General features: G+C 56.2%; 12 protein-coding genes and 1 riboswitch. Of the genes, 9 read left to right on the top strand and 3 right to left on the bottom strand.

What is annotated here, in order from left to right:
- Nucleotides 1-151 precede the first annotated feature (151 nt).
- A complete protein-coding gene (gene argE / locus RT120_RS20615; RefSeq protein WP_312985622.1) occupies nucleotides 152-1303 on the bottom strand; it encodes an acetylornithine deacetylase in 1152 nt (383 codons plus the stop codon).
- A gap of 186 nt (nucleotides 1304-1489) precedes the next feature.
- Here argE and argC point away from each other — a divergent pair, with 186 nt between their 5' ends.
- From argC to oxyR, 5 genes are all read left to right on the top strand, one after another.
- Complete coding sequence (argC, locus tag RT120_RS20610; RefSeq protein ID WP_312985620.1) at nucleotides 1490-2494, top strand: N-acetyl-gamma-glutamyl-phosphate reductase; 1005 nt, start codon at nucleotides 1490-1492, stop codon at nucleotides 2492-2494.
- A 7-nt stretch (nucleotides 2495-2501) separates the two neighbouring features.
- Complete coding sequence (gene argB / locus RT120_RS20605) at nucleotides 2502-3278, top strand: acetylglutamate kinase (RefSeq protein ID WP_312985657.1); 777 nt, start codon at nucleotides 2502-2504, stop codon at nucleotides 3276-3278.
- A 25-nt stretch (nucleotides 3279-3303) separates the two neighbouring features.
- Nucleotides 3304-4521 carry an argininosuccinate synthase gene (locus RT120_RS20600; protein ID WP_312985618.1) on the top strand — a complete coding sequence of 406 codons (1218 nt, stop codon included), beginning with the start codon at nucleotides 3304-3306 and terminating at the stop codon, nucleotides 4519-4521.
- A gap of 96 nt (nucleotides 4522-4617) precedes the next feature.
- Nucleotides 4618-5991: an argininosuccinate lyase gene (gene argH / locus RT120_RS20595; RefSeq protein ID WP_312985616.1), complete on the top strand. Its 1374-nt coding sequence runs from the start codon at nucleotides 4618-4620 to the stop codon at nucleotides 5989-5991.
- A gap of 246 nt (nucleotides 5992-6237) precedes the next feature.
- Nucleotides 6238-7155: a DNA-binding transcriptional regulator OxyR gene (gene oxyR / locus RT120_RS20590; protein WP_312985614.1), complete on the top strand. Its 918-nt coding sequence runs from the start codon at nucleotides 6238-6240 to the stop codon at nucleotides 7153-7155.
- On the opposite strand, the gene sthA is transcribed toward oxyR, so the two are convergent.
- Complete coding sequence (sthA, locus tag RT120_RS20585; RefSeq protein WP_161659608.1) at nucleotides 7138-8538, bottom strand: Si-specific NAD(P)(+) transhydrogenase; 1401 nt, start codon at nucleotides 8536-8538, stop codon at nucleotides 7138-7140. The genes oxyR and sthA overlap by 18 nt on opposite strands.
- 192 nt (nucleotides 8539-8730) lie before the next feature.
- On the opposite strand from sthA, the gene fabR reads away from it, so the two are divergent.
- Both fabR and RT120_RS20575 read left to right on the top strand, forming a co-directional pair.
- Nucleotides 8731-9366: an HTH-type transcriptional repressor FabR gene (fabR, locus tag RT120_RS20580; protein ID WP_040460042.1), complete on the top strand. Its 636-nt coding sequence runs from the start codon at nucleotides 8731-8733 to the stop codon at nucleotides 9364-9366.
- 13 nt (nucleotides 9367-9379) lie between these two features.
- Nucleotides 9380-9739: a YijD family membrane protein gene (locus tag RT120_RS20575; RefSeq protein WP_151603042.1), complete on the top strand. Its 360-nt coding sequence runs from the start codon at nucleotides 9380-9382 to the stop codon at nucleotides 9737-9739.
- Between the two features lie 51 nt (nucleotides 9740-9790).
- On the opposite strand, the gene trmA is transcribed toward RT120_RS20575, so the two are convergent.
- Entirely contained in the window at nucleotides 9791-10897 is a 1107-nt protein-coding gene (trmA, locus tag RT120_RS20570; protein WP_312985655.1) for a tRNA (uridine(54)-C5)-methyltransferase TrmA, read from the bottom strand.
- A gap of 113 nt (nucleotides 10898-11010) precedes the next feature.
- Nucleotides 11011-11196: riboswitch (cobalamin riboswitch) on the top strand.
- A gap of 67 nt (nucleotides 11197-11263) precedes the next feature.
- On the opposite strand from trmA, the gene btuB reads away from it, so the two are divergent.
- A complete protein-coding gene (gene btuB, locus RT120_RS20565; RefSeq protein WP_312985653.1) occupies nucleotides 11264-13105 on the top strand; it encodes a TonB-dependent vitamin B12 receptor BtuB in 1842 nt (613 codons plus the stop codon).
- Nucleotides 13050-13901, top strand: coding sequence for a glutamate racemase (murI, locus tag RT120_RS20560; protein ID WP_312985612.1), 852 nt, complete (start codon nucleotides 13050-13052; stop codon nucleotides 13899-13901). The genes btuB and murI overlap by 56 nt, the downstream gene beginning before the upstream one ends.
- Nucleotides 13902-14025 lie beyond the last annotated feature (124 nt).

Below are 14025 nucleotides of genomic sequence, written 5' to 3'. Positions count from 1 at the left end.
AAACCACCATTCGTCAATTGCGGCGAAATCGCTTCAGCAAACCAATAAATCGCGACAATTCACGAAATTTAATTCATTTCGTGCCAGATAAGCGTTACTTATGGAAATGTGACAAAAGTCACCCTCCGACGTGACAGGAGGGTGATGCAGATCAGTGCCAGCAGAAGTGATGAACAACCTGGGTAATCAGTTCACGGGTCGGTTTAATAAACCGGGTTTCCAGATATTCATCCGGTTGATGCGCCTGGTTAATGGAACCGGGGCCAAGCACCAGCGTCGGGCAGAGCGTCTGAATAAACGGCGCTTCGGTGCAGTAGTTCACCACGTCGGTTTGCGCGCCGAGCAACTCTTCCACCACTTTCACCAGATGATGATCCGGCGGGCATTCGTAGCCTGGGATCGGCGGGTGCAGTTCTGCAACGTTCAGGCGGCCCGGCCAGCGGCTGCTGACCGGCTCCAGGGCTTCTTCCAGCAATCCATTAAGATCGTTAAGGGTCATCCCCGGCAGCGGGCGAATATCCAGATGCAGCTCGCAGCAGGCGCAAATGCGGTTGGCGGCATCACCACCGTGAATGTGGCCAAGGTTGAGCGTCGGATACGGCACGGTAAACGCGTCATAGTGATAGCGCTCTTTCAGGTTATCGCGCAGCTCCAGAATACGGCCAATGGCGTCATGCATCAGTTCAATGGCATTGACGCCGCGCGCCGGATCGCTGGAATGGCCCGACTGGCCCAGTACCCGAATCGCGCTGGAGATATGTCCTTTGTGCGCGCGGATCGGCTGCAAAGAGGTCGGTTCGCCGATAATCGCGCAGTCCGGGCGCAGCTGGGTGGTTTCGGCAAAATAGCGCGCCCCCGCCATGCTGGTCTCTTCATCCGCCGTCGCCAGAATGTAGAGCGGTTTTTTCAGTTGCGTCACGTCGACGTCACGCAGCGCATCGAGAATAAAGGCGAAAAAGCCTTTCATGTCGGCGGTGCCCAGGCCGTACAGCTTGTTGTCGTGCTCGGTCAGGGTGAAGGGATCGCGCGTCCAACGCCCGTCGTCAAACGGCACCGTGTCGGTGTGGCCTGCCAGCAGTAATCCGCCCGCGCCCTGGCCGATGCTCGCCAACATATTGAATTTATTGCGGGTTCCTGGAACCGGCTGAACTTCAACGTTAAAACCCAGATCGCCAAACCAGGACGCCAGTAAATTGATTAAAGACGCATTACTCTGATCTAACGCGGCTTCGGTCGCACTGATGGACGGAGTCGCGATTAATGCGCGGTAAATCTCGATAAACGGCGGTAATTTCATTTTCACTGTTGACATACCTTAGGTCGTGATAGTATCAATATTCATGCAAATTAAGTGAATAAAAATACATTAACGGTGAGCAAAAAGGAACCGCATCGCGCAGCCTCCTGAAAACGCTCGCTAACGTGGCAGAAGCAGGCGCTTTTGCCCCAGGTAACTTCTCGTGACGATAAAAGAAGGTGAACAGCCCCGATGTTGAATACGCTGATTGTTGGTGCCAGTGGTTATACTGGCGCAGAGCTCGCGACCTATGTCAATCGCCATCCACATATGAACATAACCGCATTGACGGTCTCAGCGCAAAGCAATGATGCAGGAAAATTACTCTCCGATTTGCATCCTCAACTGAAAGGCATTGTTGATATGCCGCTGATGCCGATGTCTGACATCAGCGAGTTCACCCAGGGCGTTGACGTGGTGTTTCTGGCGACGGCGCACGAAGTGAGTCACGACCTGGCACCGCAGTTCCTTGACGCAGGCTGTGTGGTATTCGATTTATCCGGCGCGTACCGGGTGAACGATGCGGCGTTTTACGAAAAATTCTACGGTTTCACCCATCAGCATCCGCAACTGCTGGAGCAGGCGGTGTATGGCCTGGCTGAGTGGAGCCGCGACGCGCTGAAAGAAGCCAAACTGGTTGCCGTGCCGGGTTGCTACCCGACGGCGGCACAGTTGTCGCTCAAGCCGCTGATCGACAACGATCTGCTGGATTTGGCCCAGTGGCCGGTGATCAACGCCACCAGCGGCGTGAGCGGCGCCGGGCGCAAGGCGGCGATGTCTAACAGCTTCTGCGAAGTGAGCCTGCAACCCTATGGCGTATTTACCCATCGCCATCAGCCGGAAATCGCGACCCATCTGGGCGCGCAGGTCATTTTCACTCCGCATCTGGGCAACTTCCCGCGCGGGATTTTAGAAACCATCACCTGCCGCCTGAAACCGGGCGTGACGGCAGAGCAGGTGGCGCAGACGTTCAATGACGCCTACGGTGATAAACCGCTGGTGCGTCTGTATCAGAACGGCGTTCCGGCGCTGAAAAATGTGGTGGGCTTGCCGTTCTGCGATATCGGTTTCGCTGTTCAGGGCGAGCATCTAATTGTGGTGGCCACGGAAGATAACCTGCTGAAAGGCGCTGCGGCGCAGGCAGTGCAGTGTGCCAATATTCGTTTCGGCTTCGCTGAAACTCAGTCACTTATTTAACGGTGCAATAATGAATCCATTAATTATCAAATTAGGTGGCGTACTGCTGGATAGCGAAGAGGCGCTGGAACGTCTGTTCACCGCGCTGGTGAATTATCGCGAGACCCACGAGCGCCCGCTGGTAATCGTTCATGGCGGCGGCTGCGTGGTGGATGAGCTGATGAAAAAACTCAATCTGCCGGTGAAAAAGAAAAATGGCCTGCGCGTTACGCCAGCCGATCAGATCGACATCATCACCGGTGCGCTGGCGGGCAGCGCCAACAAAACGCTGCTGGCCTGGGCGAAGAAACATCAACTGCCGGCGGTGGGCCTGTATCTTGGCGACGGCGACAGCGTAAAAGTGAGCCAACTGGATGATGAACTTGGCCACGTCGGCAAAGCCGAACCGGGCTCAGCCAAACTGATTACGACCCTGCTGGACGCTGGCTTTATGCCGGTGGTCAGCTCTATCGGCGTCACCGAGGCGGGCGAGCTGATGAACGTCAACGCTGACCAGGCCGCTACGGCGCTGGCCGCCACGCTCGGTGCGGATCTGATCCTGCTTTCCGATGTCAGCGGCATTCTGGACGGCAAAGGGCAGCGCATTGCTGAGATGACTGCCGCAAAAGCCGAACAGCTGATTGCCCAGGGCATCATCACCGATGGTATGGTGGTGAAAGTGAATGCGGCGCTGGATGCGGCGCGCACGCTGGGCCGCCCGGTGGATATCGCCTCCTGGCGTCATGCCGAGCAGTTACCTTCTTTGTTTAACGGGACAGCCATCGGCACCCGTATTCTTGCCTAATTACCGTTTTTAAAGGAAAAAGAAAATGCAAAACCACGGCATCAAAAAAGTTGTTCTCGCTTACTCCGGCGGCCTGGATACCTCCGCGATCATTCCATGGCTGAAAGAAAACTATGAAGGTTGCGAAGTGGTGGCCTGCGTGGTGGATATCGGCCAGGACCGTGACGATCTGAAAGGTGTTGAGCAAAAAGCCCTGCGCACTGGCGCGAGCGAGTGCTATGTGGTCGATGCGCGTGAAGAGTTCATCAAAGATTACGTTTATCCGGTGCTGCAAACCGGGGCGCTGTATGAAGGCAGCTACCTGCTGGGTACCTCTATGGCGCGCCCGCTGATCGCGAAGGCGCTGGCGGATGTGGCGATTAAAGTGGGCGCAGATGCGCTGTGCCACGGTGCGACCGGTAAAGGCAACGACCAGGTGCGTTTTGAATCCGCCTGGGCGGCGCTGGTCCCGAACCTGAAAGTCATCGCCCCATGGCGTGAGTGGAACCTGCGTTCCCGTGAAGCGCTGCTGGACTACCTGAAAGAGCGCGACATCCCGACCACCGCGTCGCTGGAAAAAATCTACAGCCGTGATGAGAACGCCTGGCACATCTCTACTGAAGGCGGCGTGCTGGAAAGCCCGTGGAATGCGTCCAACAAAGATTGCTGGGTCTGGACCGTCGATCCGCAGGAAGCCCCGGACGCGCCTGAGCAAGTCACCGTCACCGTTGAGAAAGGCAAAGTGGTTGCCGTAAACGGTGAATTCCTGAGCCCGTTCCAGTGCCTGGAAGCGCTGAATAAACTCGGCGCGAAACATGGTGTGGGCCGTATCGATATCGTGGAAAACCGCCTGGTGGGCATTAAATCCCGCGGCTGCTACGAAACCCCAGGGGGCACCATCATGATGGCGGCGCTGCGCGGCGTTGAGCAGCTGGTGCTGGACCGCGATAGCTTCAAATGGCGTGAGCAGGTTGGCCTGGAAATGTCTTACGTGGTGTATGACGGCCGCTGGTTCGCGCCGCTGCGTCAGTCATTGCAGGCGGCGGCGGAATCGCTGGCGGAAGGCGTCAACGGTGAAGTGGTGCTGCAACTCTATAAAGGCCAGGTGACGGCGATCCAGAAGAAATCCGCCAACAGCCTGTACAGCGAAGAGTTCGCGACCTTCGGCGAAGACGAAGTCTATGACCACAGCCACGCGGGCGGCTTTATCCGTCTGTTCTCGCTGTCATCACGTATCCGTGCGCTGAACGAGCAGAAAAAATAATCAGACGTGTTGTCTTAAGCGTTAACGTAGCAAACCTGGCGGGTAGCGATATCCGCCTTGATTTTATCGACTGGATTAACATTTACGGAGCGGGTTATGGCACTTTGGGGTGGGCGTTTTACTCAGGCAGCGGATCAGCGGTTTAAACAGTTCAACGACTCGTTGCGATTCGATTACCGCCTGGCGGAGCAGGATATTGTGGGCTCTGTCGCCTGGTCTAAAGCGCTGGTGACCGTAGGCGTTCTGACTGCCGATGAGCAGGTGCAGCTTGAGCAGGCGCTGCAAACGCTGCTGCAAGAAGTGCAGGCGAACCCGCAACAAATTCTTGAAAGCGATGCTGAAGATATTCACAGCTGGGTGGAAGGCAAACTGATCGACAAAGTCGGTCAACTGGGTAAAAAACTTCACACCGGGCGTAGCCGTAATGATCAGGTCGCCACCGACCTGAAACTGTGGTGCAAAATGACCGTCGGCGAGTTGCTGAACGCGACCCGCGAACTGCAACGCGCGCTGGTGGAAACCGCCGCCAGTAACCAGGACGCGGTGATGCCGGGTTATACCCACCTTCAGCGCGCCCAGCCGGTGACATTTGCCCACTGGTGCCTGGCCTACGTTGAGATGTTGGCCCGTGATGAAAGCCGTTTGCAGGATACGCTGAAGCGCCTGGACGTCAGCCCGCTGGGCTGCGGCGCGCTGGCGGGCACCGCTTACGACATCGATCGTGAGCAACTGGCCGGATGGCTGGGTTTTGCCTCCGCGACCCGCAACAGCCTGGATAGCGTGTCTGACCGCGACCACGTGCTGGAACTGCTGTCCGATGCTTCTATCGGCATGGTGCATCTTTCCCGTTTCGCCGAAGACCTGATTTTCTTCAACACCGGCGAAGCAGCGTTTGTTGAGCTGTCGGATCGCGTGACTTCGGGTTCATCTCTGATGCCGCAGAAGAAGAATCCGGATGCGCTGGAGCTGATCCGGGGCAAATGTGGCCGTGTGCAAGGTGCGTTAACCGGCATGATGATGACCCTGAAAGGGCTGCCACTGGCTTACAACAAAGATATGCAGGAAGACAAAGAAGGGCTGTTCGACGCGCTCGACACCTGGTTTGACTGCCTGCAAATGGCGACGCTGGTGCTGGACGGCATCCAGGTAAAACGCCCCCGCTGCCAGGAAGCGGCGGAGCAAGGCTACGCTAACGCAACCGAACTGGCCGACTATTTGGTCGCCAAAGGCGTTCCGTTCCGCGAAGCGCACCATATCGTGGGCGAAACCGTGGTAGAAGCGATTCGCCAGGGCAAAGCGCTGGAGGCGCTGCCGCTGACCGATTTACAGAAATTCAGTACCGTGATTGGCGAGGACGTTTATCCGATCCTGTCGTTGCAGTCTTGCCTTGATAAGCGCTCGGCAAAAGGCGGCGTATCGCCACAACAGGTCGCAACCGCAATTAGCGAGGCGAAAGCGCGTTTAGCGTAATCGCATTTTGCTCCACTCGGCCTGGCGTGGTGCCAGGCTTTTTTTTGCAAAAAAAAGCGGACATCAAGTCCGCTAAAAATTTACGTTGGCTTTAGTTATTCCGTTAAGGGTTTTTCAGCTCACATTGCGGGGTAAGGCAGTGTCGCTTCGTTGTTGGCTATTATTTGTCATTTCGCTTGATAGGGATAATCGTTGGTTGCTATTCTATCTATCGCCATGGGCTATCGTGGCGGCGGAGGATGATTAATGAATATTCGTGATCTTGAATACCTGGTCGCACTGGCCGAGCACCGTCATTTTCGACGTGCTGCCGATGCGTGCCATGTCAGCCAGCCGACCTTAAGCGGACAAATCCGCAAGCTGGAGGACGAACTGGGTGTGATGTTGCTGGAACGGACCAGCCGCAAGGTGCTGTTTACTCAGGCCGGATTGCTGCTGGTGGATCAGGCGCGCACCGTATTACGCGAAGTCAAAGTGCTAAAGGAAATGGCCAGTCAACAGGGCGAGGCGATGTCCGGCCCGCTGCATATTGGCTTAATCCCGACCGTAGGCCCGTATTTGCTGCCGCACATCATTCCGATGTTGCACCAGACTTTCCCGAAACTCGAAATGTACCTGCATGAAGCGCAGACCCATCAACTGCTGGCGCAACTGGATAGCGGCAAGCTCGACTGCGCGATTCTGGCGCTGGTGAAAGAGAGCGAAGCCTTTATCGAGGTGCCGCTATTTGATGAGCCGATGCTGCTGGCGGTGTATGAAGATCATCCGTGGGCAACGCGCGAGCGCGTGCCGATGTCCGATCTGGCGGGCGAAAAATTGCTGATGCTGGAAGACGGTCACTGCTTACGCGACCAGGCGATGGGCTTCTGCTTTGAAGCGGGCGCGGATGAAGATACCCATTTCCGGGCAACCAGCCTGGAAACGCTGCGTAACATGGTGGCGGCGGGCAGTGGGATTACGTTGCTGCCTGCGCTGGCGGTGCCGAATGAGCGCCGCCGCGACGGCGTGGTGTATCTGCAATGCTTTAAGCCGGAGCCGCGTCGCACCGTGGGCCTGGTTTACCGTCCGGGCTCGCCGCTGCGTAACCGCTACGAGCAACTGGCGGAGGCCATCCGTACAAAAATGGATGGCCATTTCGACCCGGCGTTAAAACAGGCGGTTTAAGCCGTTTAACGCCGCTACCCGATAGGCTTCCGCCATGGTCGGGTAGTTAAAGGTGGTGTTAACGAAGTATTCGATGGTGTTGCCGCCACCTTTTTGCTCCATTATCGCCTGGCCGATATGAATAATTTCGGCCGCGCGCTCGCCAAAGCAGTGAATACCCAAAATCTCTTTCGTCTCGCGATGGAAGAGGATCTTCAGCGTACCCACGTTCATCCCGACGATTTGCGCCCGCGCCAGATGCTTAAACTGCGCCCGGCCCACTTCGTACGGCACTTTCATCGCGGTGAGCTGCTGCTCGGTTTTACCCACTGAGCTGATCTCCGGGATGGTGTAAATACCGGTCGGGATATCTTCCACCAGATGCGCGCTGGCTTCGCCTTTGATCATCGCCTGTGCGGCGATACGCCCTTGGTCATACGCCGCTGACGCCAGGCTCGGATAGCCAATCACATCGCCCACTGCATACACGTGCGGCAATGCGGTCTGGTACATGCTGTTGACCTTCAACAGCCCGCGCCCGTCGGCTTCAAGACCGATGTTGCCCAGCGCCAGCGAATCGGTATTCCCGGTGCGGCCGTTGGCATACAGCAGGCAGTCGGCTTTGACTTTTTTACCGGACTTCAGGTGCATGATCACCCCGTCGTCCAGCCCTTCGATGCGCTCATACTCTTCGTTGTGGCGAATCACCACGCCGCTATTCCAGAAGTGGTAGGAGAGCGAATCGGACATCTCCTGATCGAGGAACGCCAGCAGCCGGTCGCGGGTGTTAATCAGATCGACCTTGACGTTCATCCCGCGGAAAATCGACGCGTATTCGCAGCCGATGACCCCCGCGCCGTAAATAATCACGTGGCGTGGTTCGTGGTGCAGGCTGAGGATCGAGTCGCTGTCGTAAACGCGCGGGTGGGTGAAGTCGACATCTTCCGGGTGATACGGGCGCGAGCCGCAGGCAATGACGAACTGCGCGGCGGTGAGATTTTCCACCGTGCCGTCATGGCACTCCAGGGCGAGGGTGTGTTCATCCACAAAATGGGCATCGCCCTGCAAAATCTCGCAGCGGTTGCGCTCGTAAAAGCCCTGTCGCATACGGGTTTGCTGGTTAATCACGCTGTCGGCGTGGTTAAGAATATCGGCGAAGGAGGAACGAAGTAATCGGGTGTGATCGCTGTACAGCGGGTTTTGGTTAAATTCAATAATGCGGCTGACGGCATGACGGAGTGCTTTCGAGGGGATGGTGCCCCAGTGGGTGCAACCGCCGCCGACGTTGTGGTAGCGCTCAATGACCGCGACCCGTGCTCCTTGCTTAACCAGTCCCATAGCAGCGCCTTCGCCGCCAGGGCCGGAACCAATCACTATTGCGTCATAATCGTAGGTGTGTGGCATGGTAAGGCAGACCTGTTCTTATACATAAAAACAACAGAATGGTAACATTATCGGTGCGATAACCCAATTGTTACTGTGCTTTTTCCTGAGGAACGCGAGACAGCTCGCGTAAACAGTCATTCACAATCCAGTATAAACCCGGTAATTTTATTGGCTGGCAGTGTGCCATTCGACAGGAAGGATTCAGGCAACGTGATGGGTGTAAGAGCGCAACAGAAAGAACGTACCCGGCGGTCGCTCGTAGAAGCGGCGTTCAGCCAACTGAGCGCTGAAAGAAGTTTTGCCAGTCTGAGCCTGCGTGAAGTCGCCCGTGAGGCGGGTATTGCGCCCACCTCATTTTATCGGCATTTCAGAGATGTGGATGAACTGGGGCTGACCATGGTGGATGAAAGCGGTTTGATGCTGCGCCAGCTGATGCGACAGGCGCGCCAGCGCATCGCCAAAGGCGGCAGCGTGATCCGCACCTCTGTTTCCACATTCATGGAATTTATCGGCAACAACCCTAACGCGTTTCGTCTGCTGTTGCGGGAGCGCTCCGGCACCTCGGCGGCGTTTCGTGCGGCGGTAGCCAGGGAAATCCAGCATTTCATTGCGGAACTTGCCGACTATCTGGAACTCGAAAGTCACATGCCGCGAAGTTTTACTGAAGCGCAGGCGGAAGCGATGGTCACCATCGTGTTTAGCGCCGGCGCGGAAGCCCTCGACGTTGGTCCCGAGCAGCGTCGTCAACTCGAAGAGCGGCTGGTATTGCAACTGCGGATGATCTCCAAAGGCGCGTATTACTGGTATCGCCGCGAACAAGAAAAGTTAGCGCAACATTCCGACTAGTGAAGGACGAGCAATGAAACCGTCATATCAAGAAAAAGGCACCTTACTGCTGGCATTAATCGCCGGCCTCTCTGTTAATGGCACATTCGCGGCGCTGTTCAGCTCCGTGGTGCCGTTTTCTGTCTTCCCGATTATCGCACTGGTTCTGACGGTGTATTGCCTGCATCAACGTTACCAGGACCGCACCATGCCGGTGGGCCTGCCGAGCCTCGCCGCTGGCTGCTTCATCCTGGGCGTGCTGGTTTACAGCGCGGTCGTGCGCGCGGAATACCCGGCAATCGGCTCTAACTTCCTGCCGTCCGTGCTGGCGGTGGCGCTGCTGTTCTGGATTGGTTACCGCCTGCGTAACCGTCCGACCCACGTCACTGAATAATCTGGCCGGATACAAAAAACCCCAAAAACACGTTTTTGGGGTTTTGTCTTTTTAGCGGTGCTTCGCGTTGAGCAGTACGCCACATTCCATATGGTGGGTATAGGGGAACTGGTCGAACAGTGCCAGCCGCTCCACGTTATGGGTGTGCGACAGGGTTTCCAGGTTCTGGCACAGCGTCTGCGGGTTGCAGGAGATATACAGAATACGCGGGTAATCCTGCACCATCTTCACCGTCTCGTCATCCAGCCCGCTGCGCGGCGGATCGACGAAGATCGTTTCACACTGATAGCTTTTTAAATCGATCCCCTGGAGACGATTAAACTCCCGCACGCCGTTCATCGCTTGAGTAAATTCTTCCGCCGCCATGCGGATGATTTGCACGTTGTCGATATGGTTGGCGGCAATGTTGTACTGTGCGGCAGCCACCGACGGCTTGGCGATTTCTGTGGCCAGTACGCGGCGGAAATTACGCGCCAGCGCCAGCGAAAAGTTACCGTTACCGCAGTACAGCTCCAGCAAATCGCCCTGGGAACCACGGGTGACATCCAGCGCCCACTCCAGCATTTGCACGTTCATGGCGGCGTTCGGCTGGGTAAAGCTGTTTTCCACCTGGCGATAAATCATCTCTTTGCCGTCAACCACCAGACGCTCGTCAATGTAATCCTGGTCGAGCGCGATTTTGGTTTTGGTGGCGCGGCCAATCAGATGCACATTGAGATTTCTGGCACGTAGCGCGTCACGCAGCTCGGCGGCCTGCGCCTGCCACGTTTCATCAAGCTTTTTGTGATACAGCAGCGACACCACAGCCTGATCGCTGTGAGTAGAGAGATAATCAATCTGGAACAGCTTATGGCGCAGCACTGGGTTATTGCGCACACCGTCGATCATTGCGCTCATCAGGGCGTTAATCAGCTCGCTGGCGGCGGGGAAACTGTCCACCCGGATACGCTGTTTAGTCTGCTGATCGAAAATGATGTGGTACAGGTCATCGCCGTCGTGCCAGATGCGGAACTCGGCGCGCATCCGGTAATGGCTGAGTGGCGATCGGAACACCTCCGGTGCAGGGGCGTCAAACGGCCTCATCATTTCCTGCAGACGGACTACCTTCTCGGCCAGTTGCGCGTCGTACTGTTCGGTGGGGAGGTGCTCTGGCGTCATCATGCGTTCCTGGTGATAAAAATTTACGCAGGGGATTGTAGGGATTGCAGCCGTGATGTCCAGCCCTGTATGGCGGTTTACGCATGGAAGTCTGGACATCCATATGGCGATGCAGGTAGCATTCGCGTTCCGGTTCGAAAAGATAAAATAGGGAATCCAGTGAAAATCTGGAGCTGACGCGCAGCGGTAAAGACAGGTGGGACGAATGCATTCGTGCAGACACTGCTTAATAAAGTGGGAAGTCTTCGTCCAGACAACGCCTCCAAGCCCGAAGACCTGCCGGAATACGTCGCAATTATCACGATCATCGCGTGCTATCGGTCGTGAGTGCGGCATCCTTTTATTAGCTGGATGCTTTATATAATGATGATAAAAAAACTCGCGCTGCTGACGGGCCTTTCCGTTACGGCGTTTTCCGTCTGGGCGCAAAGCAGTGCCGACACCATGGTGGTGACCGCCAACCGTTTCCAACAGCCTGTCAATACTGTACTGGCTCCCACCGATGTGGTGACTCGCGCAGAGATCGATAAATGGCAGGCGCGCACGGTGGTGGATGTTCTGCGTCGTCTCCCTGGCGTGGATATCGCCCAGAACGGCGGCCTGGGACAATCCGCATCCGTATATGTGCGCGGTACTGAAGCCAAACAGCTGCTGATGCTGATCGATGGCGTGCCGGTGGCGCGTTCCGGTATTTCTAACGATCCTGAACTGAATCAACTTCCGCTTTCATTAGTGCAGCGTATCGAGTTTATTCGCGGCCCGCGTTCGGCGGTGTATGGCTCCGGCGCGATTGGCGGCGTGGTAAACATCATTACCCAAACCGGGGATGAGAAATCGCAGATTAACGCCAGCGTGGGATCTAACAGCTACCAGACCTATGACGGCGCGCTGCGTCAGCATTTTGGCGATACGGTCGCGACGGTCGCTGGCGCCTATACCAGCACCAAAGGGTTTAACGTTCAGCCGGACTCTTCCTGGGCGGGTGATGACGATCGCGACGGCTATCGCAACAAAACCTTCTGGGGTGGCCTGCAACACAAATTTAACGACAATTTTGACGGCTTCTTCCGTGGCTACAGCTTTACCAATAATGTCGATTACGACCAGGGTAACTACGGCTACGACGCGGGCGGCGATGAGCGCCAGTTGTATAGCCAGAACTGGGATACCGGCCTGCGCTTTAACTCCGGCATCTATTCTTCTCAGCTGATCGCCAATTATCAGAAGAGCAAAGATTACAACTACAGCAGCGTATATGGCCGCTATAACGACGGCACCACGCTGGACGATATGGAACAGCGTTATATCCAGTGGGGAAATAACGTTATCGTCGGTCATGGTTCGGTGAGCGCAGGGGTTGACTGGAAGCAGGAGCGCCTGACCTCCTCAGACAACTACGCGCGCGACGTGTATAAACGTGAAAACACCGGCCTGTATCTCACCGGTCAGCAGCAGTTTGGCGATGTGACCCTGGAAGCGTCCGGTCGTGAAGATCATGATGACGAATTCGGCTGGCATGGAACCTGGCAGACCGCCGCGGGCTGGGAGTTTGTTGATGATTATCGCGTGACCGTCTCTTACGGCACCGGCTTCCTGGCGCCGTCGCTGGGACAGCAGTACGGCGCGGAGCGTTTTGGTATCGCCTCCAACCCGAATCTCAAACCGGAAGAGTCAAAACAGTGGGAAGCCGGGCTTGAAGGCCTGACCGGCCCGGTAGACTGGCGCCTCTCCGCGTATCGCTATGAGATCGATAACCTGGTGACTTACAGCCAGACGGCATATTACAACATCAACTCTGCCACCATTAAGGGCGTGGAATGGACAGGTAATGTGGATACCGGCATCTTTTCTCACCGCGTAACGTTGCAGTACATCGACCCGCGTGACGACGAAACCGATGAGGTGCTGCCGCGCCGCGCCAAACGCCAGGCGAAGTATCAGCTCGACTGGACGATGTTCGATGTGGATATGGATATCGCATGGCAGTACTTTGGCCGCCGCTATGACAACCGCTCGTCAACCTATAACCCAGAGCAGCGGGTATTGCCGAGCTATAGCACTGTCGATATTTCCGCATCATATCCGGTAACGTCTCACCTCACAGTTCGTGGTAAAATAGGTAATCTGTTGGATAAAGATTACGAGACGGCTTATGGCTACCAAACTGCTGGACGAGAATACACCTTGTCAGGCAGCTACACCTTCTGATGCACGTCCCACCGTACTGGTCTTTGACTCTGGTGTCGGTGGGCTGTCTGTCTATGATGAGATCCGGCAGTTGCTGCCGGATCTGCATTACATCTACGCGTTCGACAATGTCGCTTTCCCGTACGGTGAAAAGACCGAAGAATTTATCGTTGAGCGCGTGGTAGAAATTGTCACTGCGGTTCAACAGCGTTATCCCCTGGCGATTGCCATTATTGCCTGCAATACCGCAAGCACGGTTTCCCTTCCCGCCCTGCGCGAAAAATTCGAGTTCCCGGTAGTGGGCGTGGTTCCCGCGATTAAACCTGCGGCGCGCTTAACGGCGAACGGCGTGGTGGGGCTGCTGGCGACCCGCGCGACGGTGCGCCGTCCTTATACCCATGAGCTGATTTCCCGCTTTGCTAATGAATGCCGGATTGAAATGCTGGGATCGGCGGAGCTGGTGGAACTGGCCGAGGCGAAGCTGCATGGCCATCCGGTTTCTCTCGATGAGCTGCGTCGTATCCTCAAGCCGTGGCTGCGGATGCCGGAACCGCCGGATACGGTTGTGCTGGGTTGCACCCATTTCCCTTTATTGCAGGATGAACTGCTCAGCGTACTGCCGGATGGCACCCGGCTGGTGGATTCCGGTGCGGCGATTGCCAGACGAACCGCCTGGCTGCTTGAGCATGAAGCGCCCGATGCAAAATCTCGTGATGAAAATGTGGCGTACTGCATGGCGCTCAGCCCGGAAACTGCGCAATTAATACCCGTTCTGCAACGCTACGGCTTCGCAAAGCTCGAAAAACTGCCACTTTAAAGACAATTTGGGTAAAAAAGAGACGGTTGATTTATTTTTTGAAAACAGGGCTTGTCACCGTCAGAGAAGTCCCTATAATGCGCCTCCACTGACACGGAACAACGGCGAATAAGCCGGCCGGTCA

The organism is Atlantibacter sp. (genome assembly GCF_032062175.1).
Lineage (GTDB): Bacteria > Pseudomonadota > Gammaproteobacteria > Enterobacterales > Enterobacteriaceae > Atlantibacter.
The sequence above is the reverse complement of the archived record's forward strand: the minus strand, read 5'-3'. Positions and strand labels throughout refer to the sequence as shown.